Below are 24,286 nucleotides of genomic sequence, written 5' to 3' on the forward strand. Positions count from 1 at the left end.
ATCAATAAGAAAGTAGGTTGGGGGTGTTACAGGAAGGCTCGCCATTCTATCCGTGCCATGGCCGTTGGGAAGGGGGGGCACGCACTTATATTTTCGTGGGACAAATCCCCGTGTTGTCGGGTGAAATCATGCCCTATCAGCTTTACGAATCATTACAGACAACCCCGCCTTACCTGACTATGTTGCAGGTACCGGGCAGGATGCATCGGGCATCACAGCTCTCATAACAATAAAAGAGACGGACCCATGCAGAACTCGACCCAAGCGGCGAATGCCTGGCGCATTCTGTTCCTGCTGTTCCTGGCCAACCTGTTCAACTTCTTCGATCGCACCATCCCCGCGATTATCATCGAGCCGATCCGCATGGAATGGCACTTGAGCGACTTTCAGCTCGGTATCATCGGCACCGCCTTTACCATCGTCTACGCCATTGCCGGGCTACCGCTCGGGCGCCTGGCCGACACCGGCTCACGCAGCAAGTTGATGGGCTGGGGCTTGTTCGCCTGGAGCGGGCTGACGGCGGTTAACGGCATGGTCGGCAGTTTCTGGACCTTCCTGCTGGTGCGCATGGGCATTGGCATCGGCGAAGCCAGCTATGCACCCGCGGCCAATTCGCTGATTGGCGACCTCTTTCCCGCCCACCGCCGTGCCCGAGCCATGGGGATTTTCATGCTTGGCCTGCCGTTGGGCCTGTTGCTGGCGTTCTTTACCATCGGCGCGATGGTCAAGGCGTTCGACAGCTGGCGCGCGCCCTTCTTTATCGCGGCGGTGCCGGGGCTGATCCTGGCGGTGTTTATGTTCTACATAAAAGAACCCAAGCGCGGCGCGGCTGAAACCGTGCAGGTCTCCCAGGCGCGCGTCGACCGCCCGATCCGCCGCGTGCTGGCCGTGCCGACCTTCCTGTGGCTGGTGCTGGCCGGGCTGTGCTTTAACTTTGCCACCTATGCGTGCAACTCATTCCTGGTGCCGATGCTGCAACGCTATTTCCTCATGCCGTTGCAGGACGCGGCCGTCGCGACGGGCGTCATTGTCGGCCTGACCGGCTTGGTGGGCCTGACGCTGGGCGGCTGGATTGCCGACAAAATTCATCAGCGGGTCGCCAATGGTCGATTGTTGTTTGCCGCCTTCAGCTTGATCATCTCCACGGGCACCACCGCCTGGGCATTGCATGCCGGGCGCGTCGAAATCGGAGTGTTTGTCGCGCTGTTCAGTGTGGGCTGGTTGTTTGCCTACAACTTCTATACCTGCGTGTATACCGCGATCCAGGACGTGGTCGAACCGCGTTTGCGCGCGACGGCGATGGCGCTGTTCTTTGCTGGGCTGTATTTGCTCGGCGGTGGCATGGGGCCGGTGGTGGTCGGGGCGCTGTCCGATCACTTTGCTCATTCAGCGATGTATGCGGCCGGGGCGCAGCAGATGACCGAGGCTTATAAAGCGGTGGGCTTGCATGACGCCATGTACCTGATTCCGGTAGCGCTGTTCTTGACCATGCTTTTTCTGTTCCAGGCCTCGCGCAGTTTTGTGCGTGATGCCAAGCGGATGAAGGAAGGGTTGAGTGCGGTTGAGGTGCCGGCAACTGCGGTAACGGCGTGAGACCGAGTGATCGTTCCCATGCTCTGCGTGGGAACGCCGCTCTGGACGCTCTGCGTCCGCTTTAAAGTCGTGACGCAGAGCGTCACATGATGCATTCCCACGCAGAGCGTGGGAACGATCTCTAAAAAGGCCCGCACTAAGCGGGCCTTTTACGTTCAGCGGTTTATCAACCTGCCACCAGCACCCGAATCGCTTCCAGTCGCAGTGCCGCTTTATCGAGCATGGCCAGGCCTTGCTCGCGCTGGTTGCGCAAGGCGACCAGCTCGCTGTCACGCACGGTCGGGTTGACCGCTTGCAACGCGGTCAGGCGCGCCAGCTCTTCGTCAGTGTCTGCCGCGAGGCGACGCTTGGCTTCGGCGACACGCTCGGCGTGACGCGGGGCGATCTTCTCTTCACCGGCGTTGATGCGCGGGGTGAGTTGGTCGCGCTGCGCCTGCACGAATTTGTTCGCGCTGGCCCGTGGCACGCTTTCCAGCTGGTCATTCAAGGTCACGAACGACACGCGGCCCGACAAATCGTTGCCGTTGGCATCCAGCAGGCAGCGCAAGGCGGCCGGTGGCAGGTAGCGGCCCAGTTGCAGGGAGCGCGGGGCGACCACTTCGCTGACATACAGCAGTTCAAGCAATACGGTGCCTGGCTTGAGCGCCTTGTTCTTGATCAGCGCCACGGCGGTGTTGCCCATGGAACCGGACAGCACCAGGTCCATGCCGCCCTGCACCATCGGGTGTTCCCAGGTGATGAACTGCATGTCTTCGCGCGACAGCGCCTGGTTACGGTCGTAGGTAATGGTCACACCTTCGTCGTCGCCCAGGGGGAAGCTGGCGTCGAGCATTTTTTCGCTGGGCTTGAGGATCAGCGCGTTTTCCGAATGGTCTTCGCTGTCGATGCCGAACGCGTCGAACAGGGTTTCCATGTAGATCGGCAGGGCGAACTGGTCGTCTTGTTCGAGGATGTCCTCGACCAGGGCATCGCCTTCGCCGGCGCCGCCGGAATTGAGCTCCAGCAAACGGTCCCGACCGGTGTGCAGCTCCTGCTCCAGGCGCTCGCGCTCGGCACGGGCTTCGTCGATCAGGGCTTGCCACTCGCCGTCATCGGCGGCTTCCAGCAAGGGCAGCAGGCGCGGGCCGAACTGATGCTGCAAGGCGTTACCGGTCGGGCAGGTGTTGAGGAAGGCATTGAGCGCTTCGTGGTACCACTGGAACAGGCGTTCTTGCGGGCTGGTTTCCAGGTACGGCACGTGCAGTTCGATCACGTGTTTCTGGCCGATCCGGTCCAGGCGCCCGATGCGCTGTTCCAGCAGGTCGGGGTGGGACGGCAGGTCGAACAGCACCAGGTGATGGGAAAACTGGAAGTTGCGGCCTTCACTGCCGATTTCCGAGCAGATCAGCACCTGGGCACCGAACTCTTCATCGGCAAAATAGGCAGCGGCGCGGTCACGCTCCAGGATGTTCATGCCCTCGTGGAACACCGTGGCCGGGATGCCGGAGCGCACACGCAGGGCGTCTTCCAGGTCCATGGCGGTTTCGGCGTGGGCGCAGATCACCAGGACCTTGGTGCGCTTGAGCATTTTCAACTGGTCGATCAGCCACTCGACCCGAGGGTCGAAACGCCACCAGCGGTTCTCTTCCTCGATGTCCGGTTGCGCCTGGAAGCTGACTTCCGGGTACAGCTCGGCGTGTTCGCCCAGGGGCAGTTCGAGGTATTCGTCCGGGTTGGGCAGCGGGTAGGCGTGCAGCTTGCGCTCGGGGAAGCCTTGCACCGCGGCACGGGTGTTGCGAAACAGCACGCGGCCGGTGCCGTGGCGGTCCAGCAGTTCACGCACCAGGCGGGCACTGGCTTCGCTGTCGCCATCGTTGACGGCGGTGAGCAGGGCTTCACCTTCGTCACCGAGGAAGCCTTGAATGGTCTTGTGCGCGGTTGGCGACAGGCGGCCCTTGTCCAGCAGCTCCTGCACGGCTTCGGCCACCGGGCGATAGTTTTCGCTCTCGGCGCGGAAGGCTTGCAGATCGTGGAAGCGGTTCGGGTCCAGCAGGCGCAGGCGCGCAAAATGGCTGTCCTGGCCCAGTTGTTCCGGGGTGGCGGTCAGCAGCAGCACGCCTGGAATTACTTCGGCCAGTTGTTCGACCAGCGAGTATTCGGCGCTGGCCTTGTCTTCGTGCCATACCAGGTGGTGGGCTTCGTCGACCACCAGCAAGTCCCAGCCAGCGGCGAACAGCGCGTCCTGGGCCTTCTCGTCGTCCACCAGCCATTCCAGCGCAACGAGTGCAAGCTGGGTGTCTTCGAACGGGTTGGTGGCATCGCTTTCGATAAAGCGCTCTTCATCGAACAGCGCAACCTGCAGGTTGAAGCGGCGGCGCATTTCCACCAGCCATTGGTGCTGCAGGTTTTCCGGAACCAGGATCAGTACGCGGCTGGCACGGCCCGAAAGCAGTTGGCGATGGATCACCAGGCCCGCTTCGATGGTCTTGCCCAGGCCCACTTCGTCCGCCAGCAACACGCGTGGCGCGATACGGTCAGCGACTTCGCGGGCGATGTGCAGTTGGTGGGCAATCGGTTGGGCGCGTACGCCACCCAGGCCCCACAGCGAGGACTGCAACTGGCGGCTGGTGTGTTCCAGGGTGTGGTAGCGCAGCGAGAACCACGCCAGCGGGTCAATCTGCCCGGCGAACAGACGGTCACTGGCAAGGCGGAACTGGATGAAGTTGGACAGTTGGGTTTCCGGCAGGGTGACCTGCTCGTTCTGCCCATTGAGGCCGTGGTAGACCAGCAGGCCATCGACGTCGTCGACTTCCTGTACGGTCATTTTCCAGCCTTCGAAATGGGTGATGGTGTCACCCGGCGAAAACCTCACGCGAGTGAGGGGCGCATTCCGTAGCGCATACTGGCGAGTGTCGCCAGTGGCCGGATAGAGCACGGTCAACAAGCGGCCGTCCTGTGCCAGAACGGTGCCTAACCCCAGCTCTGCTTCGCTGTCACTAATCCAGCGTTGCCCCGGTTGATACTGCTGCGCCATGCTGCCTGACTCCCGCCGTGAAAAAGCCGACTATGTTAACGGAACACGGCCCGGCGCCCAAGAACTCTGACAAAAACTACGCTGTTTGTATGGGCCGGCGGAAATTGAATCGACGGATGGCGGGCACTTGAGAGTGTCGACTGAGTCACAGCTTGGCACGCGGGTGCTCAAGTCGCCCTGCCACCCGCCGACAGCCTGTTGATCAGGAGAATAATTATCATGCTGCCACCCATGCTGCCCGTCAGTGTTGTGCCGGTCACGTCGCAACTCGACCCGGCACGCCAGAAGCCGGATATTCCGCCGGTGGTGCCCGTTCAACCGGGCTCCAACGAGAGCACGATCGACCTGAAAAAAGGCGATGCCGAGCAATCGACCTTTCTGCTGCGCGAAGAGCAGCGTCGCCAGCAGGAGCAGCAGAAACGCCGGCGCGAAGCCGACGACGACGCGGAGCAGCATTTGCCGATTCCCGGCGACTTGCTCAACGCTGACAACACCGTGCCCGTGGCGCCGCTAATCGAAGACGCGCCGCGCCAGGGCCTGTGGGTGGATATCGAGGTCTAACCGTTCAGTTCGCGCAGGGCCTTCACCAGCAGCTCAATATCGTCATCGGTGTTGAGCGGGCTGACGGAGATGCGCGCAACGCTGCTCAACCCACGTGCTTGCATGTCCAGCGGGGTGTAGGCCACGCCATTGGCGCCGATGTTGATGCGCTTTAACCCCAGGCGTTGTTTGAGTTCAAAACTATCCCAGCCGGCCAGGTTGAACGCGATCAAGCCTGAATGCGTGCTGCCCAAGTCGTGCAAGCTGATCCCCGGTATCTGACGCAGTGCTTCGCGGATTCGCGCGCTGGTCTGCAAGACTCTTTGCCATACCCGCTCAATCCCCAGTTGATTGATCTCGTGCAACGCATTGCCCAGGCCGGCCAGCAGGGCGAAAGAGACTTCGCTGGTTTCAAAGCGCCGGGCGTCGTTGCGCAGGTCGAAGCCTTCGGCGGTCCAGGGCGCTGAAAACACGTCGCGTTGGGCCGGGTTCAGATGCGGCAGAAAATCCGGCCTGATATACAGCAGCGCGGTACCGCGAGGCCCGCGCAGGTGTTTGCGGCCGGCAGACTTGAGCACATCGCACTGCAACGCTTGCACATCCACCGGCAGTTGGCCGACGGCTTGGCCCGCGTCGATGAAGTAGGGGATGGCATGCCGCCTGGCCACATCGCCGATGGCCTGGGCCGGGTTGATCAAGCCACCGTTGGCCGGCAGCCAGGTGAGGTCGATCAGCTTCACCTTGGCATCCAGCATCGCCTCCAACGCCACCGGGCAGGCCGCGCCGCTGGCATCGCACGGGATGACCTCCACCCGCGCCCCGGCTTGAATGGCCAGTTCCATGCTCGCCAGATTACCGCCCCATTCGTGGCGCCCCACCAGAATTCGATCACCCGGCTGCCAGGGCCCCAGCGCCTGGAAGGCCATGCTCCAGGCCGTCGAGCCACTGCTGGCGAAGGCAATCGCTGAGGCGGGCGCATTGAGCAACTGCCCAGCGGCGCGGCGGGCCTTTTCCACTAAGATGGCACCCTGTTCTCCGGCCTCCATCGGGCCGTCGCGGGCTTCGCGTTGCAGCTGTTCGATGATGGCGTCGAGCGTCGCCTGGCTGGGCAAGGAGGCTCCAGCATGATTGAAGTGCACGAGGCCGGACTGGCAACCGGGCGTGGCTTCTCGCAAGTGCTGGATTTGCAGCGGGCTCATGGCTGCAGCTCGAAAATGGCGTCCACTTCCACGGCGACACCAGCCGGCAGACTGCAAACACCTACGGCGGTGCGCACGTGCCGGCCCTTGTCGCCGAGGGCGTTGACCAGCAGGTTCGAAGCGCCATTGGCGACCAGGCTTTGGCGCTGGAAGTCGGCGCTGCTGGCAATGAACACGCCCAGGCGAAGGATGCGCACCACCCGCGACAGGTCATCGCCCAGCGCATCGCTTAATTGCCCCAGCAGGCCCAGCGCTGCCAATTCCGCCGCTTGGGCGCCATCTTCATCGCTGAGAGAATCGCCCAGCCGGCCAATGTAGGCGGGTTTGCCATCGATCATGGGAATTTGTCCCGAGATGAACAGCTGGTGTTGGCTGATCACATGATTGATGTAGTTGGCTGCGGGTTGGCTGTGCGTAGGCAGTGTCAGGCCGAGGGCGTGTACGCGCTGGCGGATGGAGTCAGTCATGGTGAAATCCTCTGGTGTCAGAAGGTTCCAGCATGTTGGTGGTGGCGAGGGGCGACAAACGGATAGATCTCAACCGACGTATCTAAAAAACTCACGCGTCGGCACACGCTTGCTTCAACCACTGACTGAAGCATTCAGCCGCCTCACTGAGCGGACCTTGGGGGGCGATCAGCCAATAGCCGATGTCGCTGTGATAGGGCGGCCAGTCAAAGGCCTCCACCAGGCTGCCGTCGTGGAGCCTGCGTTCAATCAGGCGATGGCGGCCCATGGCGATACCCTGGCCGGCCACGCTCGCTTCGACCACGATGTTGTAGTCATGCAACATCACGCGGGGGTGATGATCGAGGTTGATCTGGTAATGGGCGGACCAATCGGTCCACTCGAAAGGGCGGTGCGAGGTCGCCATCAACAACGGGCCTGTGGCGACCTGCCTGGCCTTGAACGCCGGGCTGCATACCGGTGACAGGGTTTCGGTCATCAGGCGTGTGGCGAGCACGTCGGGCCAGTCGCCCTTGCCGTAGCGGATGGCCAGGTCAACTTCGGCCGTGGCGACGTTGGCCAATTGAATCGCGGGCAGCAATTCCACCTGGATATGCGGGTGGCGCTGTAGAAACTCGGCCAGGCGCGGCGCCAGCCACAGCGTGGCAAAGGACGCCAGCAAGCCGATACGCAATACACTGGCGCACGGCGCTCCCCGCTGGCTGCGTGTTGCAGCGGCGATGGCGTCCAGGGCAGGGCGTATTTGCGCGTAGTAATCTTGCCCGGCCAACGTCAGGTCGATCGCACGGGTTCGCCGGATAAACAGCGGCTTGCCCAAGTGGTGCTCGAGCTTATGTACCTGGTGGCTCAGCGCACTTTGGGTCACCGACAACTCGTCAGCCGCCTTGATAAAACTCAAGTGCCGTGCCACGGCCTCGAAGGCGCGCAGGGCCAGCAGCGGTGGAAGGTCGTTGTGCAAGGCCACCTGGATGCACCTCCTGGGCAGGGTAGAAAGTGCCGATTTTGGTCGATGGCCTGCATTTTGTCGCCCGCTTAATTGCCGTCGGGCGGGGCAGGCCGCATTATTGAGGCATTCTCGCCACGACGTAAGCCAAGCCATGAGTGATGACGACAAGCTGATCGACCTGAACGCCGAACGTGCCAAGCGCGTTCACGACCTTAATGACAAGCGCCTGAATGAAGTGCGCCAAGCCTTTGAGCAAGCCATGCCCTTGGGCAAGCCCAAGAAGAAGTCGAAGAACAAGCCGAAAAAACGTTGAAACGTCCTGCCTCTATTGATGCAGGTCAGTTATTCCCCTTCTTTACGCCCCGTTGTGGGCGACATTGATCCTGGTCAATTTCCCACTGTGCCTTCTCTATTAACTTAGCCCTATCGCAACAGGGCAAGTGCAGGAGGCCGGTCATGTTTTTCGATAATGTGGTTTTTGCCGGAGTGCTGACTGTTAGCCTCATGGTGCTGTTTTTTGTAGGGTTTGGATTTTTTATCTGGAAAGACGCGAACAAGCGTAAAAAACCTTAAGTCTTTCCGGGTTACATGAGCACGCAAGGCATTTTGGGCGACTTCGGTCGCCCTTTTTTTTGGCTGTGACGCTCCGCGTCACCCGTGCGCCAGTGGGACGCGGAGCGTCCGTGGCGGCATTCCCACGCAGAGCGTGGGAACGATCATAACGATCATAAAAAAAGGTGCGACCCTCGCGGATCGCACCTTTTTTATTGCCGGCCGGCTATCAGTTGCCCAAAGCCTTGGACGCCAACCAGAACAGCCCGGCCGAGAGGCCTACGGTCGCTGGCAAGGTCAATACCCAGGCCATCAGGATGGTCTTGACGGTGCCACCTTGCAGGCCGCTTTTGTTCGCAACCATGGTGCCTGCCACGCCAGAAGACAGGACGTGGGTGGTGGACACTGGCAGGGCGAAGATGTTGGCGAAGCCGATCATGGTGGCCGTGGTGATTTGCGCCGACATGCCCTGGGCATAGGTCATGCCTTGCTTGCCGATCTTTTCACCGATGGTCAGCACCACGCGCTTCCAGCCCACCATGGTGCCCAGGCCCAGGGCCAGTGCGACCGCGAGGATCACCCAGAACGGGGCGTACTCGGTGGTGGCGGTCAGGTCTTTGCGCAGCTTGTCGAGGTCGGACTTCTCACGGGAGTCCAGGCCTGGCAGCTTGCCGACCTTTTTCGCGGTGTCATCCAGGCAAAGCAGGTAGCGACGTACCTCGATGCGGTGGTCGGCCGTCAGCGAGTGGTAGTCCGAGACGCCCTTGAGGGTGCCCAGCAGCGCGTTGATCGTCGGTTCGGTCTGCTGCGGGTTGCAGCGGAACTTGCCCGGCAGGTCATCCTTCACGCTTTTGCCCAGGGCCAGGAATTCACCGAGGGTCTCGTGGTTGCGCTGGTAGAACTGGTTCAGGTGCAGGGTGGCGTCGCGGGTACGTTCGATCTGGTAAGTGGTGCTGCCCAGGTCCAATACGAACTGCGCCGGCACGATACCGATGAGCACCAGCATGATCAGGCCGATGCCCTTCTGGCCATCGTTGGAGCCGTGCACGAAGCTCACCGCCATGGCCGAAATCACCAGGACGAGGCGGTTCCAGAATGGCGGGTGCTTTTTGTCGTCAAGCTTGCGGCGCTGGTCCGGGGTCTTGTGCATCTTCGACAGCGGACGCCACCACTTCAGACCGATCAGTACCAGAGCGGCGACCAGAAAGCCCGCCATCGGCGAGAATACCAGGGACGCGCCGATATCCACGGCCTTCTGCCAGTTCACACCGTCAGCCAGGGGGATGTCGTTGATCAACGCGTTGGCCAGGCCGACACCAAGGATCGAACCGATCAGGGTGTGGGAGCTGGAGGCGGGGATACCGAAGTACCAGGTGCCCAGGTTCCAGGTGATCGCTGCTGCCAACAATGAGAAGACCATTGCCAAGCCATGGCCGGTGTTCACATTGATCAGCAACTCCACCGGCAGCAAGTGCACGATGGCGTAGGCGACACCGACACCACCGAGCAATACGCCGAGGAAATTGAACACCCCGGAGAAGAACACGGCCAGGTGTGGCGGCATGGCTTTGGTATAGATGACTGTGGCCACCGCGTTAGCGGTGTCATGAAAGCCATTGATGAACTCGAAGGCGAGGACAAAGGCCAAGGCGAGCAACAGGCTCACTAGAACCCAAGCATCCAGTCCGCTGAATAAATCGATCATGAAGGTTTTCTGACCCGGTCGTAAGGGGGCGCGATTATGCCAGAAAACATCAGTAATCGATGCATTAGCTGCTCATCGGTAACAATCTTCCTGGAAAAAAACGCGGCAGGACGCACGCATCCCAGGGTTTTCGGGGCTTTGGCAAGTCTTTGATTTATAAAGCGCAGGCCGCAGAAGGCGGGCTTTAGTCATGAAAATGCCATGCCTGAAACATTTGTATGAAATTTCGTAGGTGGCTGTAGGTTACTGACCAGTGGACGCTAAAGCGGGTGCCCTCTGCCAGTACTTCACCGGCAGAGACAGCACGACCCTTAAGGCTCGAACCGAAGCGCTTATGGCTCCTCGGTCTTGAGCTCCTGCTCGATCTTTTGGATTTCCTGGGCAAATGCCTGGTCTAGCAGGCTGGCGCGTTTACGCCATGGCTTGCGTTCCGGCTCGGGTTGCGCGGCGTAGGTGGTGACTTCCCCGCCGTAGACATCCTTGTAACGTTGCTCCTGGCGCTCAAGTTCCGCGCGCAGTTCATCTTTCGTCACAGTATTACCTAATTGAGTTGAGTTTATTGATTGCGCAGCGTCATGCCTGAAAGTCGTGCTCGGGCGATTCCAAATAGAACAATAAAACGTTCAAATGGGTAAATAGGCCTGAGGGCAGTACTTTTAAGCGAGTACTTGTGTCCGGCCCTGCATACAACCCGCAACGCCCGGTGAGCTCCACTCCCGATACATACCGGGCTGACCTCTGCACAGGTTGCATTATAGCGGCGCATTTGAATAACACTATCATCGTGAAGTTAAAAAGCGTCAACGATGTGTCAGAGGTTTGTTACATGTTGGCGTGGGTATTTGTGAACACCGTCATCATCCTGGCAGGGTAAATGCGCCTGCTTTATAGATGCATCAGGCAAATCTGAAACCAGGGCCGCGAGGTGTGCGCCAGCGCCGGCCAAATTGCGATAATCGCATGGTCGTTCGATAATCGCCCAATGTTGCCGACGCTGACTTGTGCAGGGCGACCGGCACGGCTTGTAATAGCCGCCAACCCTCCCGTGGTGATAACAAGAGAAGGCCCCTTGAAATGAACGATCAATTGCGCAACTCCTTTGCATCAGTGGCGCCGCCGATCGTGGCTTCACCGGCCAAGCGCATCCAGGCATTCACCGGTGATCCGGATTTCATGACGTCCTTGGCCCGTGGCCTGGCCGTGGTGCAGGCATTCCAGGAGCGTAAGCGTCACCTGACCATCGCCCAGATCAGCCATCGCACGGAAATTCCCCGCGCCGCCGTGCGCCGTTGCCTGCACACCTTGATCAAGCTCGGCTACGCCACCACGGATGGGCGCACCTACTCGCTGTTGCCCAAGGTACTGACCCTCGGTCATGCCTATCTGTCGTCCACACCGCTGGCTGTTTCGGCCCAGCCTTACCTGGACCGCATGAGCGAGCAACTGCATGAAGCCTGCAACATGGCCACCCTGGAAGGCGATGACATTCTTTATATCGCCCGTTCCGCCACCACCCAGCGTCTGATCTCGGTTGACCTGTCGGTGGGTGGGCGCTTGCCTGCATATTGCACATCCATGGGCCGCATTCTGCTGGCCGCCCTCGACGACGCTTCGCTGCAGGATTATCTCGACCATGCCGACCTGCAAACCAAGACCAGCCGCACCCTGACCACGCCGCAAGCGTTATTGGAATGCCTGCAACAGGTGCGTCAGCAGGGCTGGTGCATTGTCGACCAGGAACTGGAGCAGGGCCTGCGTTCCATCGCGGTGCCGGTGTATGACGCGTCCGGCCAGGTGTTGGCCGCGCTTAATGTCAGCACCCATGCCGGGCGGGTCAGCCGCAGCGAGTTGGAGCAGCGCTTTTTGCCGAGCATGCTCAGCGCCAGCCGTGAGCTGAGTGCGCAGCTGTTTGCCTAAGCTGTTCGGTGACCGCACAGATCCCGGCTGGCTCGATTGACGGTGTTTCCCTTGGCTTATTAATGTGCGGCAGCGCTCTGAGGAGCTGCCCAATAAGAATGATGACCCCAGGTCGTCAGCCCGCCATCGGTGTGGAATAAAAATAATGAATCAGCCTTCTGTCGGTACCACCCTGGACGTACAGTCCTTTATCAACACCCAGCCACTCTCGCGCTATCAGTGGCGCGTGGTGATCCTGTGTTTCCTGATTGTCTTTCTCGACGGCCTCGACACCGCCGCGATGGGCTTTATCGCGCCCGCGCTGTCCCAGGACTGGGGCATCGACCGCGCCAGCCTCGGCCCGGTGATGAGCGCCGCGTTGATCGGCATGGTGTTTGGCGCACTCGGTTCCGGCCCCCTGGCCGACCGCTTTGGCCGCAAAGTCGTGCTGGTCGGCGCGGTGTTGGTGTTTGGTGCGTTCAGCCTGGCGTCGGCCTACAGCACCACTGTCGACCAGTTGCTGGTGCTGCGCTTTCTCACCGGCCTGGGCCTGGGCGCCGGCATGCCGAATGCCACCACCTTGTTGTCTGAATACACCCCCGAGCGGCATAAATCCTTGTTGGTGACCAGCATGTTCTGTGGCTTCAACCTCGGCATGGCCGGTGGTGGGTTTATTTCGGCCAAGCTGATCCCGGCCTTCGGCTGGCACAGCCTGTTGCTGATCGGCGGCATCCTGCCGTTGATCCTGGCTGGGGTGCTGCTGGTATGGCTACCGGAATCGGCGCGTTACCTGGTGGTGCGCAATCGCGGCACCGACAAGGTGCGCAAGACCCTGGCCCCTATCGAGCCAAACATCGTTGCCCAGGCCTCTCACTTCAGCGTACCGGAGCAAAAAACCGTCAAGGCCCGCAATGTGTTCGCGGTGATCTTCTCGGGCACCTACAGCGCTGGCACCTTGCTGTTGTGGCTCACGTACTTCATGGGCCTGGTGATCGTTTACCTGCTGACCAGTTGGCTCCCCACCTTGATGCGCGACAGTGGCGCGAGCATGGAGCAAGCCGCGTTCATCGGCGCGCTGTTCCAGTTTGGTGGGGTATTGAGCGCGGTGGGCGTGGGCTGGGCGATGGACCGGTTCAACCCGCACAAAGTGATCGGCACGTTCTACCTGCTGGCCGGGGTGTTTGCCTACGCGGTGGGGCAGAGCCTGGGCAACATCACGTTGTTGGCCACCCTGGTGCTGGTCGCCGGGATGTGCGTCAACGGTGCGCAATCGGCGATGCCGTCGCTGGCGGCGCGTTTCTACCCCACCCAAGGCCGTGCCACCGGTGTGTCGTGGATGCTCGGCATCGGCCGCTTCGGCGCGATCCTGGGGGCGTGGATGGGCGCAACCTTGCTGGGCCTGGGCTGGAACTTCGAGCAGGTGCTCACCGCATTGGTGATACCGGCGGCCTTGGCCACGGCAGCGGTAATGATTAAGGGCATGGTCAGCCATGCCGATGCGACCTGAAACCGATCACTACCCCTGTGGGAGCTGGCTTGCCTGCGATAGCGGTGCTGAATCCACTCGCGCCATCGCAGGCAAGCCAGCTCCCACATTGACCCTGTTCCTTGCGATGGTTAGTTAAGCAACAATCGGTTCGATAATCGAACGCTCAGTCGATTATCGGATTGTTTGGCCTATTTCCCCGGCTTAATCTTCTAGCACTTCGGCGCCACCTCAGCGCCTTTTTCGATCAACACCGGGAGCCCAACCCCATGGCTGAAATCCTCACCCTGCGTGATGCGGTCAAGCGCTTCGTGAACGACGGCGATACCGTCGCCCTCGAAGGCTTCACCCACCTGATCCCTACGGCCGCAGGCCATGAAATCATTCGTCAGGGCAAGAAAGACCTGACGCTGGTGCGCATGACGCCTGACCTGATCTACGACCAGTTGATCGGTGCCGGCTGTGCGCGCAAGTTGATTTTCTCCTGGGGCGGCAACCCGGGCGTGGGTTCCCTGCATCGGCTGCGCGACGCGGTAGAGAAACAATGGCCGCAAGCGCTGGAGATCGAAGAGCACAGCCACGCCGACCTGGCCAATGCCTACGTCGCCGGTGCCTCCGGCCTGCCGTTCGCGGTGTTGCGGGCCTATGCCGGTTCCGACTTGCCCAAGGTCAATCCGCTGATCAAGACCGTCACCTGCCCCTTCACCGGCGAAGTGCTGGCGGCGGTGCCATCGGTGCGTCCGGACATCACCGTGATTCACGCGCAGAAAGCCGATCGCAAAGGCAACGTGCTGCTCTGGGGCATTCTGGGGGTGCAAAAGGAAGCGGCGCTGGCGGCCAAGCGCTGCATCGTCACCGTCGAGGAAATCGTCGACGACCTGAATGCGCCGATGAACAGCTGCGTGCTGCCGACCTGGGCGCTGACGGCGGTGTGTCACGTACCCGGTGGTGCCCATCCTTCCTACGCGCACGGCTACAACGAGCGGGATAACCGCTTCTACCAGGCGTGGGACCCGATTGCCCGCGACCGCGGGACCTTTACCGCCTGGATCGACGAATACATCCACGGCACTGCCGACTTCAGTGAATTCCAGGCCAAGCTGGCCGCCGCGCAGGAGGCTAAGTAATGGCTTATTCCACCAATGAAATGATGACCGTCGCCGCCGCACGCCGCCTCAAGAACGGCTCGGTGTGCTTCGTCGGCATCGGCCTGCCATCCAAGGCGGCCAACCTGGCGCGCCTGACGTCCTCGCCGGATGTGGTGCTGATCTACGAGTCCGGCCCGATTGGGGCCAAGCCCAGCGTGTTGCCGCTGTCCATCGGCGATGGCGAGCTGGCGGAGACCGCCGACACCGTGGTGCCCACCGGTGAGATCTTTCGCTACTGGCTGCAGGGCGGGCGCATTGATGTCGGTTTTCTCGGCGCGGCCCAGGTCGACCGTTTCGGCAATATCAACACCACCGTGGTCGGTGATTATCACCAGCCCAAAGTGCGTTTGCCGGGTGCCGGTGGCGCGCCGGAAATCGCCGGTTCGGCCAAGAGCGTGTTGATCATCCTTAAGCAATCGTCCCGTTCGTTTGTGGACAAACTGGACTTCATCACCTCCGTCGGTCACGGCGAAGGTGGCGACTCACGCAAGCGTCTGGGCCTGCCCGGCGCCGGCCCGGTGGGCATCATTACCGACCTGTGCATCATGGAGCCGGAGGAGGGCAGCCATGAGTTCGTGGTCACTGCACTGCATCCCGGCGTGACCCGCGAGCAAGTGGTCGCCGCCACCGGCTGGGCGATTCGCTTTGCCGACCAGGTGAGCACCACCGCTGAACCCACCGAGACCGAACTGACCGCCCTGCGTGACCTCGAAGCACGCACCGCCGCCGCCCATGGCCAAGCACCGGGAGAAGCCTGATGCGCGAGGTTTATATCTGTGATGCCATTCGCACGCCCATCGGCCGTTTCGGTGGTGGCCTGTCCACGGTGCGCGCCGATGACCTGGCGGCACTGCCGATCAAGGCGTTGATCGAGCGTAACCCGTCGGTGGACTGGAGCGCCGTAGACGAAGTCTTCCTCGGCTGCGCCAACCAGGCAGGTGAAGACAACCGCAATGTGGCACGCATGGCGTTGCTGCTGGCGGGGCTGCCGGAAAGTATTCCCGGCGTGACCCTCAACCGCCTCTGTGCCTCGGGCATGGATGCCATCGGCACCGCCTTTCGTGCGATTGCCAGCGGTGAAATGGAGTTGGCGATTGCCGGTGGCGTCGAATCGATGTCCCGCGCTCCGTTTGTGATGGGCAAGGCCGACGCGGCGTTCTCGCGCAACATGAAGTTGGAAGACACCACCATTGGCTGGCGCTTTATCAACCCGCTGATGAAGGCCCAGTACGGTGTGGATGCCATGCCGCAGACCGCCGATAACGTGGCCGATGACTATCAGGTTTCCCGCGCCGACCAGGACGCTTTCGCCCTGCGCAGCCAGCAACGCACCGCCGCTGCCCAGGCCGCCGGGTTCTTTGCCGAGGAAATCGTTCCGGTGCGAATCGCCCATAAAAAAGGCGAAACCCTGGTGGAACGCGATGAACACCCACGGGACACCACGTTGGAAGCCCTGGCCAAGCTCAAGCCGGTCAACGGCGCGGACAAGACCGTCACTGCCGGCAATGCCTCGGGCGTCAACGACGGCGCCGCCGCGCTGATCCTCGCCAGCGCCGAGGCCGTCAAGCAACACGGCCTCACCGCCCGCGCCCGTGTGCTGGGCATGGCCAGTGCCGGAGTCGCCCCGCGGGTGATGGGCATCGGCCCGGTGCCGGCGGTGCGCAAACTGGTGGAGCGCCTGGGGTTGGCGGTCACCGACTTTGATGTGATCGAACTCAACGAAGCCTTCGCCAGCCAAGGCCTGGCGGTGCTGCGCGAGCTGGGTATCGCTGACGATGCGCCCCAGGTCAACCCCAACGGCGGCGCCATTGCCCTCGGTCACCCCTTGGGGATGAGTGGTGCGCGGTTGGTGATGACGGCCCTGCACCAATTGGAAAAAACCGGCGGCCGCAAAGGCCTGGCGACCATGTGCGTGGGCGTCGGCCAAGGCCTGGCCCTGGCGATTGAACGCGTCTGATAACTAAAAGAGGATTGCTCCATGAGTGACAAGCCCGGTTACCGGCGCCCGCAAGCGGGCACTCAACCTGATTACCTGCACCCGGCCTACCAGTCGACGAACCTGCGTTCGCCTTCACAGCCTTTGGTGTTCCTGCCCCATTCCTTGTCGGAAATCACTGGCCCGACCATCGGCGCCGAACGTATCAATGAGAAGGACAACGACCTGACAGCCCAGCATGAGGGCGAGCCGCAAGGCGAGCGCATCATCATTCATGGCCGTGTGCTGGACGAAAACGGCCTGCCAGTGCCGGGCATCCTTGTGGAGATCTGGCAGGCCAATGCCGCCGGCCGCTACAACCACAAGCGCGACCTGCACGATGCACCCCTGGACCCGAATTTCACCGGCACCGGGCGCACCGTCACCGACGCCGACGGCTGGTACCAGTTCCAAACCATCAAGCCCGGCGCCTACCCGTGGGGCAACCACCACAACGCCTGGCGCCCGGCGCATATCCACTTTTCGCTGTTCGGCCCCAGCGTGCTGACGCGCCTGGTGACGCAAATGTATTTCCCGGGCGACCCGTTGCTGGAATACGACCCGATCTACAACTGCGTGCCGGACACCAGCGCCAAGCAACGCTTGATCGCCAGTTTCGACCTGGAAAAAACCATTCCTTCCTATGCCCTCGGCTACCGCTGGGACATCGTCCTGCGCGGCCGCGACGCCACGCCGATGGAGAAATGAGATGACACTCAACGCGACCACGTCCCACACCGTCGGGCCGTATTACCACATTGGCCTGACCTGGCTGAACCGTGAAGACCTGACCGTCACTGCCACCCTCGGTGAACGTGTGGCAATCAGCGGCCAAGTGGTGGACGGCAACGGTGATGTCGTCAACGATGCCATGCTGGAAGTCTGGCAGGCCAATGCCGCCGGCAAATATGCTCACCCCGAAGACGAGCAGGACAAAGCGCTCGATCCGAACTTCGAAGGCTTTGGCCGCGTGCCGGTGGATGCCGAAGGGCGTTTCCGCTTTACCACCGTCAAGCCGGGCAGTGTGCCGGGGCTGAAGGGCACCACCCAGGCGCCGCATTTGGTGGTGCTGGTGTTTGCCCGTGGGTTGGTGAAGCACTTGCTGACGCGGATTTATTTTGACGGTGAGGCCTTGAACGGCGATGACCCGTTGCTGGCGTGTGTGCCGGCAGAACGTCGGGGCACCTTGATTGCCCAGGCGGATGCGGCAGGGGTTTATCAGTGGAATGTGATTTTGCAGGGCACAGATAAGGAAACGGTGTTCTTCGACTATTGAGTTGGCTGTAACGATCGTTCCCACGCTCTGCGTGGTAATGCATCCCGTGACGCTGCGCGTCACCCGCGAACGGCAGGACGCGGAGCGTCCCATGCGGCATTCCCACGCAGAGCGTGGGAACGATCATCCAGGCTCCACCTATCCAAAAGTCTGCTTGCGGAACAGGGTTGTTGCAAAGTATGTCTAGGCTATAACCGTTCCCACTGAGTAAAAAAACATGACAACAAAAACCAGCCACTACACCGGAGAAGAACGCAGCAAAAGGATCTTTGCGATTGTCGGTGCGTCCTCCGGCAACCTGGTCGAATGGTTCGACTTCTACGTCTATGCCTTCTGCGCGATTTATTTTGCTCCGGCGTTTTTCCCCTCGGACGACCCCACGGTGCAGTTGCTCAACACCGCCGGGGTGTTTGCCGCCGGGTTCCTGATGCGACCGATCGGTGGCTGGTTGTTTGGCCGGGTGGCCGACAAGCACGGGCGCAAGAACTCGATGATGATCTCGGTGCTGATGATGTGCGGCGGCTCCCTGGTCATCGCCTTTCTGCCGACCTACAACGCCATCGGTGCCTGGGCGCCAGCGTTGCTGTTGGTGGCGCGGCTGTTCCAGGGCTTGTCGGTGGGCGGCGAATACGGCACCACGGCCACTTACATGAGTGAAGTCGCGCTCAAGGGCCAGCGTGGCTTCTTTGCTTCGTTCCAGTACGTGACCCTGATCGGCGGCCAGTTGCTGGCGGTGCTGGTGGTGGTGATCCTGCAACAGATCCTCACCGAAGAAGAACTGCGCGCCTGGGGCTGGCGCATCCCGTTTGTGATCGGCGCCATAGCCGCCGTGATCTCCCTGCTGCTGCGTCGCACCCTGAAAGAAACCACCAGCAAGGAAATGCGTGAAGACAAGGACGCCGGCAGTATCGTCGCGCTGTTTCGCGACCACGGCAAAGCCTTCATTACGGTGCTGGGCTACACCGCCGGCGGCTCGCTGATTTTCTATACCTTCACCACCTACATGCAGAAGTACCTGGTGAATACCGTGGGCATGCACGCCAAGACGTCGAGCTACATCATGACCGGCGCGCTGTTTCTGTACATGTGCATGCAGCCGTTGTTCGGCATGTTGGCCGACAAGATTGGCCGGCGTAATTCCATGCTCTGGTTTGCCGGCCTTGGCACGCTGTTTACCGTGCCGATCCTGCTGACCTTGAAAACCGTGACCAGCCCGTTTTTGGCGTTTGTGCTGATCACCCTGGCCTTGGCGATTGTCAGCTTCTACACCTCCATCAGCGGCCTGGTCAAAGCGGAGATGTTCCCGCCCCAGGTGCGTGCATTGGGCGTGGGCCTGGCGTATGCGGTGGCTAACGCGGTGTTTGGCGGTTCGGCAGAAGTGGTTGCGCTGAGCCTCAAATCCATCGGCATGGAAAACACCTTTTATTGGTACGTCACCGCGATGATGGCGGTGGCCTTCCTGTTCAGCTTGCGCCTGCCGAAACAGGCGGCGTACCTGCATCACGATCTGTAAGGGATGAGTTATGACGCTGCGCACGAGCAATCAACTGTTCGACGCTTATTTCACCGCTGACAGCATGGCCGAAGTGTTCTGTGACCAGGGGCGTTTGCAGGGCATGCTGGATTTCGAGGCCGCACTGGCCCGGGCGCAGGCCCGGGTCGGGTTGATTCCCCAGGCCGCTGTCGCACCGATTGCCCAGGCATGCCTGGCGTCGCTGTATGACGTGGACGCCCTTGGCAGCGCGATTGCCATGGCGGGCAACTCTGCGATTCCATTGGTGAAGGCGTTGGGCAAGTTGATCGCCAGTGAGGACGCCGACGCCGAGCGTTATGTACACCTGGGCGCAACCAGCCAGGATGTGATGGACACCGGCCTGGTGCTGCAACTGCGCCGTGGGGTGGAATTGATCGAAGCCGACCTGGCTCGCCTGGGGGAGGTGTTGGCCGCCCAGGCCCAGCGTTATGCCACCGTGCCGTTGGCCGGGCGCACCTGGTTGCAGCACGCGACGCCGGTCACCCTGGGAATGAAAATCGCCGGTTGGCTGGGCGCGGTGACGCGCAGTCGCCAGCGCCTGGCTGAATTGAAACCGCGCCTGCTGGTCCTGCAATTTGGCGGCGCCTCGGGCACCTTGGCAGCGCTGGGCGAACACGCCATGCCCGTGGCCGAAGCCTTGGCCGCCGAGTTGCAACTGGGCTTACCGGAACAACCCTGGCACACCCAGCGTGACCGCCTGGTGGAGTTTGCCAGCCTGCTTGGCCTGATCGCCGGTAGCCTCGGCAAGTTGGGCCGCGATATCAGCCTGTTGATGCAGACCGAAGCGGCCGAGGTGTTCGAGCCTTCGGCGCCGGGCAAGGGCGGTTCGTCCACCATGCCGCACAAGCGTAACCCGGTGGGCGCCGCAGTGCTGATCAGCGCGGCCACCCGCGTACCGGGCCTGGTGGCAACGATGTTCAGCGCCATGCCTCAAGAGCACGAACGCAGCCTGGGCTTGTGGCACGCCGAATGGGAAACCTTGCCAGAGATTTGCCGCTTGGTGTCCGGTGCCTTGCACCAGGCAATTCTGGTCAGTGAAGGGCTTGAGGTGAATGCCGAACGTATGGCACACAACCTCGACCTGACTCAGGGCCTGGTACTGGCCGAAGCGGTGAGTATCGTGCTCGCCCAACGCTTGGGCCGCGACACTGCGCACCATCTGCTGGAGCAGTGCTGCAAACGTGCGGTCGCCGAGCAGCGCCATTTGCGCGCGGTACTGGCGGATGAGCCGCACGTCACCGCCGAGCTGTCGGCGGCTGAATTGGACCGCCTGCTCGACCCGGCCCATTACCTGGGCCAGGCGTCTACCTGGGTCACGCGTGCGGTGACCGAACATTTTGCTTTGACTGCCTGAGGAGACCGCTGTGGCTTTTGTACAACTCGCCGAGGGCGAACTGCATTACCAACTCGAGGGGCCCGCCGACGCACCGGTACTGGTGCTGTCCAATTCCCTGGGTACCGACCTGCATATGTGGGATATCCAGATTCCGGCCTTTACCGAGCATTTTCGTGTGCTGCGTTTCGACACCCGTGGCCACGGCCAATCCCTGGTGACCGAGGGGCCTTACAGCATCGAGCAACTGGGGGCAGACGTGCTCGCACTGCTGGATGCGCTGGATATCCAGAAGGCGCATTTTTGCGGATTGTCCATGGGCGGCTTGATCGGCCAATGGCTGGGCATTCATGCCGGCGAGCGCCTGCAACGCCTGGTGGTGTGTAATACCGCGGCCAAGATCGGCACGCCCGAGGTGTGGAACCCGCGTATCGAAATGGTCCTGCGTGATGGCGCCGCCGCGATGGTGGCGCTGCGCGATGCGTCCATTGCGCGCTGGTTCACCGCAGATTTCGCCGCTGCCAACCCGCACCAGGCCAAGCAGATCACCGATATGCTCGCGGCCACTTCGCCCAAGGGGTATGCCGCCAACTGCGGCGCCGTGCGCGATGCGGATTTTCGTGAGCAATTGTCCTCGATCAAGGTGCCGACCCTGGTGATTGCCGGCACCGAAGACGCGGTGACGCCGCCAGCTGGCGGCCACTTTATCCAGAGCCATGTGCAGGGCGCCGAGTACGCCGAGTTCTATGCAGCGCACCTGTCCAACGTTCAGGCCGGTGCTGCGTTCAGCGACCGGGTGATCGAATTTCTGCTGGCCCGCTGAGGAGCTATTTGTGGACGAGAAACAACGTTACGCCGAGGGCCTGCAGGTGCGCCGCGAAGTACTGGGCGATGCCCATGTCGACCGCAGCCTCAATGCCCTGACCGAGTTCAACAGCGAGTTCCAGGAAATGATCACCCGCCACGCCTGGGGTGACATCTGGACCCGTCCCGGCCTGCCTCGGCATACCCGCAGCCTGATCACCATCGCGATGCTGATCGGCATGAACCGCAGTGAAGAACTGAAGCTGCACCTGCGTGCCGCCGCCAGCAACGGCGTAACCCGCGCCGAGATCAAGGAAGTGCTGATGCAGAGTGCGATCTACTGCGGGATTCCGGCAGCGAATGCGACGTTTCATTTGGCTGAGTCAGTGTGGGATGAGTTGGGTGTGGAGTCTCGCCAACAAGACTGAATGTGAAAGGCGATCACCTGTGGGAGCTGGCTTGCCTGCGATTGCAGCGACGAGGTCTGACTGGGGACCGTGTTGTCTGCATCGCAGGCAAGCCAGCTCCCACAGGGGATCGTCACAGGTTTAAGGTATTAGTGGGAATCAGCATCCCACAGCCAATTCCACACCCCAGGCAGATGCACCGGCTCGTTCACAGCCTTGACCGTACGGGCCAGCGCTGCGCGTTCCAGCGCGGCGTAGTCGGTATAGAACGGCTCGGCCGCGGTCTTCAAACCGTTGACCCGTGCGCTGTCCATCAGAATCTGCAAGTACTCCTGCATATGCCGCGCGGTGTAGCGGTTGATGTCATGGAAGGTCACCACTACCGGGATCACACCCTCCACTGTCGGTAGTTCACCCAAGGCGATGCGTTCGCGTACCACCGACAGTTGCCGATACAGGTTGGCCCGCCGACGCGGGCTGGCGTTGAAGCCCCAGATCTTGCCGTCATTGGCACTCAAATCCGTCAACAGTACCTGCATGCCGTGGCGTTGGTAGGCGGCGAAGGTGCGCTTGTCGTAGTTCCAGAAGGGGGGGCGTACCAGCACGGGGGGCGCGCCCGTGATGGCGGCAATGTCTGCGGCGCCTTCGGTAAGGGTGTGTTCCAGGGTGGCGTCGTTCAGCCAGCGATGATTGGTGTGAAACGCGGTGGCCGTGTGGAAGGCCAGGATATGGCCAGCGGCGAATTCTCGTTCCATGGTCTTGCGGCCTCGGGAACTGCCGCCTGCGCGAGCGGCTTCGGTCTGCAGGAAGAACACCGCCTTGATCCCCGGCAGCACCGGGTTGTTGGCCAGGTCCGCCACTACCGAACGGCTCGGGTTGTTGTAGCCCGAGGCGCTTGGGCCATCGTCGAAGGTCAGCAAAAAGCGGATCGGCGCCTGGGCCAGCAGGCGTTGTTCGGTCTGTGGTGTCAGGGCGATGGGTGCGCTGATACAGCCCCCCAGGCTCAAGACCAGGGCAAACAAAGCGATTGCTGTAGCGAAGGATTTCATGCCGTGCAGGGCCCGAGTAAAGGCCGCTGCTGGGGGGATCAGCAGCGGCAGGCGCGCACCATACAGTAAGTGCTATGCCGGTTTACAGCAGACTGATCGGATAGCTGACGATCAACCGGTTCTCATCGAACTCGTTGTTGCTGTAGTCCCTGCGCATGCTCGAATTGCGCCAGCGCACGTTGAGGTTTTTCAGCGTGCCGCTTTGCACCGTATAGCCTACTTCGGTCTCGCGGCCCCACTCCTTGCCGTCGGTGATGGTGCCGGTGTGCACGTTGCTGCCGCTGATATAGCGGTTCATCAGGGTCAGGCCTGGTACACCGAGGGCGGCGAAGTTGTAGTCGTGGCGAACCTGCCAGGATTTTTCCTGTGCGTTGTCATAGCTGGAGTTGTAGCTGTCGTTGGCCAGGGTGCCGCCGCTGGTGCCGTTGACGCGCATCCAGGCACTGTCGCCGGTGAGTTTTTGCAGGCCGACGTAGAAGGTGTTGCCACCGTACCTGGCCGAGAACAAACCGGACCAGGTTTTGTTGTCCAGGTCGCCGGCGCGGGCGCTGCCGTCGTCCTTACCGTAAAAGAAGCCCAGGTTGGCGCCCAGGGTCCAGTCGCCCACAGGCTGGCTGTGGATCAGATTGACGAACTGCTGGCTGTAGATGTCCTTGAGCTGGGCATTCCACACGCCGACTTGGGTGCGTTTGTCGTTGAACGCGTATTCGGCGCCCTGGAAGTTGAAACGGTCGGAGGTGAAGGCGGTTTTGCCGAACATCGACATGTCGCTCATGCTGCCGTCGTCCCGCGGGCTATTGGCGCGGAATTGGCCGCCATAGAGGGTCAGGCCGTCGATTTCCTTCGAGGTGATCTGCCCGCCACGCAGGGTCTGTGGCAGGGAGCGGCCATCGTCGGAACGCAGGATCGGCAGCACCGGCATCCATTCGCCCACCTTCAGCTCGGTCTTGGAAAAGCGCGCCTTGAATGCCACGCCCAGCCGGCCAAACTCATCGGCTGGCCGGCCGTCATGGTCCAGCGGCAGCAACTGCGTGCCGCCTGTGCCACGCCCGCCATCGAGCTTGAGCGAGTACAAGCCCAGCACATCCACACCAAAACCGACTGTGCCTTGGGTGAACCCGGACTTGGCGTCGAGAATGAAACTTTGCGTCCACTCCTGCGCGCCACCCTGAGCCTTGGTCGGGTTGGTGTAGTTGCGGTTGAAGAAGAAATTACGCAGGTTGAGGTTGGCGCTGGCGTCTTCGAGAAAGCCATGATCCTGGGCGAGAACGGGCAGGGCAGAACTGGCGACAGCAGCCGCCAGCAACAGCTGGCGCGGTTGGAAAGTGCTCATGGTGTGAACCTGTTGTTATTGGGTTTATGC

At 61.5% G+C, this 24,286-nt stretch carries 23 protein-coding genes; 15 read left to right on the forward strand and 8 right to left on the reverse strand.

Annotated elements, in window-relative coordinates:
* The first annotated feature begins 246 nt into the window (after nt 1-246).
* On the forward strand, nt 247-1,593 hold the full coding sequence (locus tag AB4P90_RS07615; RefSeq protein WP_038449346.1) for an MFS transporter: 1,347 nt from the start codon (nt 247-249) through the stop codon (nt 1,591-1,593).
* 166 nt (nt 1,594-1,759) lie between these two features.
* Here AB4P90_RS07615 and rapA read toward each other — a convergent pair whose 3' ends face one another.
* The gene (gene rapA, locus AB4P90_RS07620) at nt 1,760-4,606 is read right to left on the reverse strand and encodes an RNA polymerase-associated protein RapA (RefSeq protein ID WP_073453862.1); all 2,847 of its coding nucleotides are present in this window, start codon (nt 4,604-4,606) and stop codon (nt 1,760-1,762) included.
* 219 nt (nt 4,607-4,825) lie between these two features.
* Here rapA and AB4P90_RS07625 point away from each other — a divergent pair, with 219 nt between their 5' ends.
* On the forward strand, nt 4,826-5,167 hold the full coding sequence (locus AB4P90_RS07625) for a hypothetical protein (RefSeq protein ID WP_014717286.1): 342 nt from the start codon (nt 4,826-4,828) through the stop codon (nt 5,165-5,167).
* Here the strand turns inward: AB4P90_RS07625 and AB4P90_RS07630 are convergent.
* The 3 genes from AB4P90_RS07630 to AB4P90_RS07640 form a co-directional block, all read right to left on the reverse strand.
* Entirely contained in the window at nt 5,164-6,345 is a 1,182-nt protein-coding gene (locus tag AB4P90_RS07630; protein WP_200599211.1) for an aminotransferase class V-fold PLP-dependent enzyme, read from the reverse strand. The genes AB4P90_RS07625 and AB4P90_RS07630 overlap by 4 nt on opposite strands.
* Nucleotides 6,342-6,812 carry a RidA family protein gene (locus tag AB4P90_RS07635; RefSeq protein ID WP_038449351.1) on the reverse strand — a complete coding sequence of 157 codons (471 nt, stop codon included), beginning with the start codon at nt 6,810-6,812 and terminating at the stop codon, nt 6,342-6,344. Before AB4P90_RS07635 ends, AB4P90_RS07630 begins: the two co-directional genes overlap by 4 nt.
* A 91-nt stretch (nt 6,813-6,903) precedes the next feature.
* Nucleotides 6,904-7,776, reverse strand: coding sequence for a LysR substrate-binding domain-containing protein (locus AB4P90_RS07640; RefSeq protein WP_058410208.1), 873 nt, complete (start codon nt 7,774-7,776; stop codon nt 6,904-6,906).
* Between the two features lie 133 nt (nt 7,777-7,909).
* Between AB4P90_RS07640 and AB4P90_RS07645 the strand changes: the two genes are divergently transcribed.
* Nucleotides 7,910-8,071 carry a hypothetical protein gene (locus AB4P90_RS07645; RefSeq protein ID WP_005785860.1) on the forward strand — a complete coding sequence of 54 codons (162 nt, stop codon included), beginning with the start codon at nt 7,910-7,912 and terminating at the stop codon, nt 8,069-8,071.
* Nucleotides 8,072-8,214: 143 nt separating this feature from the next.
* Nucleotides 8,215-8,331 (forward strand): cytochrome c oxidase subunit CcoM, encoded by a 117-nt coding sequence (gene ccoM, locus AB4P90_RS07650; RefSeq protein WP_019817835.1) that lies wholly within the window; start codon nt 8,215-8,217, stop codon nt 8,329-8,331.
* Nucleotides 8,332-8,539: 208 nt separating this feature from the next.
* On the opposite strand, the gene AB4P90_RS07655 is transcribed toward ccoM, so the two are convergent.
* Entirely contained in the window at nt 8,540-10,015 is a 1,476-nt protein-coding gene (locus AB4P90_RS07655) for an inorganic phosphate transporter (RefSeq protein ID WP_003189291.1), read from the reverse strand.
* 332 nt (nt 10,016-10,347) lie between these two features.
* Entirely contained in the window at nt 10,348-10,548 is a 201-nt protein-coding gene (locus tag AB4P90_RS07660) for a hypothetical protein (protein ID WP_003189295.1), read from the reverse strand.
* Between the two features lie 541 nt (nt 10,549-11,089).
* Here AB4P90_RS07660 and pcaR point away from each other — a divergent pair.
* From pcaR to pcaC, 11 genes are all read left to right on the forward strand, one after another.
* Nucleotides 11,090-11,932, forward strand: a complete 843-nt coding sequence (pcaR, locus tag AB4P90_RS07665) for a pca regulon transcriptional regulator PcaR (protein ID WP_014717290.1) — start codon at nt 11,090-11,092, stop codon at nt 11,930-11,932.
* 145 nt (nt 11,933-12,077) lie between these two features.
* On the forward strand, nt 12,078-13,418 hold the full coding sequence (locus AB4P90_RS07670; RefSeq protein WP_032903228.1) for an MFS transporter: 1,341 nt from the start codon (nt 12,078-12,080) through the stop codon (nt 13,416-13,418).
* A gap of 248 nt (nt 13,419-13,666) precedes the next feature.
* On the forward strand, nt 13,667-14,524 hold the full coding sequence (locus AB4P90_RS07675) for a CoA transferase subunit A (protein WP_014717292.1): 858 nt from the start codon (nt 13,667-13,669) through the stop codon (nt 14,522-14,524).
* The gene (locus AB4P90_RS07680; protein ID WP_003189301.1) at nt 14,524-15,303 is read left to right on the forward strand and encodes a CoA-transferase subunit beta; all 780 of its coding nucleotides are present in this window, start codon (nt 14,524-14,526) and stop codon (nt 15,301-15,303) included. The genes AB4P90_RS07675 and AB4P90_RS07680 overlap by 1 nt, the downstream gene beginning before the upstream one ends.
* Nucleotides 15,300-16,502: a 3-oxoadipyl-CoA thiolase gene (gene pcaF, locus AB4P90_RS07685; protein ID WP_175563003.1), complete on the forward strand. Its 1,203-nt coding sequence runs from the start codon at nt 15,300-15,302 to the stop codon at nt 16,500-16,502. Before AB4P90_RS07680 ends, pcaF begins: the two co-directional genes overlap by 4 nt.
* Nucleotides 16,503-16,523: 21 nt before the next feature.
* The gene (gene pcaH, locus AB4P90_RS07690) at nt 16,524-17,228 is read left to right on the forward strand and encodes a protocatechuate 3,4-dioxygenase subunit beta (protein WP_019817832.1); all 705 of its coding nucleotides are present in this window, start codon (nt 16,524-16,526) and stop codon (nt 17,226-17,228) included.
* 1 nt (nt 17,229) lies between these two features.
* On the forward strand, nt 17,230-17,796 hold the full coding sequence (gene pcaG / locus AB4P90_RS07695) for a protocatechuate 3,4-dioxygenase subunit alpha (protein ID WP_014717295.1): 567 nt from the start codon (nt 17,230-17,232) through the stop codon (nt 17,794-17,796).
* A 217-nt stretch (nt 17,797-18,013) separates the two neighbouring features.
* Complete coding sequence (locus tag AB4P90_RS07700) at nt 18,014-19,309, forward strand: MFS family transporter (RefSeq protein WP_014717296.1); 1,296 nt, start codon at nt 18,014-18,016, stop codon at nt 19,307-19,309.
* 10 nt (nt 19,310-19,319) lie between these two features.
* Entirely contained in the window at nt 19,320-20,684 is a 1,365-nt protein-coding gene (locus AB4P90_RS07705) for a 3-carboxy-cis,cis-muconate cycloisomerase (RefSeq protein WP_395605777.1), read from the forward strand.
* 10 nt (nt 20,685-20,694) lie between these two features.
* A complete protein-coding gene (pcaD, locus tag AB4P90_RS07710) occupies nt 20,695-21,486 on the forward strand; it encodes a 3-oxoadipate enol-lactonase (RefSeq protein WP_103452347.1) in 792 nt (263 codons plus the stop codon).
* A gap of 10 nt (nt 21,487-21,496) precedes the next feature.
* Nucleotides 21,497-21,895, forward strand: coding sequence for a 4-carboxymuconolactone decarboxylase (gene pcaC, locus AB4P90_RS07715; protein WP_003189316.1), 399 nt, complete (start codon nt 21,497-21,499; stop codon nt 21,893-21,895).
* Between the two features lie 128 nt (nt 21,896-22,023).
* Here the strand turns inward: pcaC and AB4P90_RS07720 are convergent, their stop codons facing one another.
* The gene (locus tag AB4P90_RS07720; RefSeq protein WP_395605778.1) at nt 22,024-22,923 is read right to left on the reverse strand and encodes a polysaccharide deacetylase family protein; all 900 of its coding nucleotides are present in this window, start codon (nt 22,921-22,923) and stop codon (nt 22,024-22,026) included.
* A gap of 82 nt (nt 22,924-23,005) precedes the next feature.
* Nucleotides 23,006-24,256 (reverse strand): OprD family porin, encoded by a 1,251-nt coding sequence (locus AB4P90_RS07725; protein ID WP_019817827.1) that lies wholly within the window; start codon nt 24,254-24,256, stop codon nt 23,006-23,008.
* Nucleotides 24,257-24,286 lie beyond the last annotated feature (30 nt).

The organism is Pseudomonas sp. B16120, assembly GCF_044218845.1.
GTDB lineage: Bacteria > Pseudomonadota > Gammaproteobacteria > Pseudomonadales > Pseudomonadaceae > Aquipseudomonas > Aquipseudomonas paracarnis.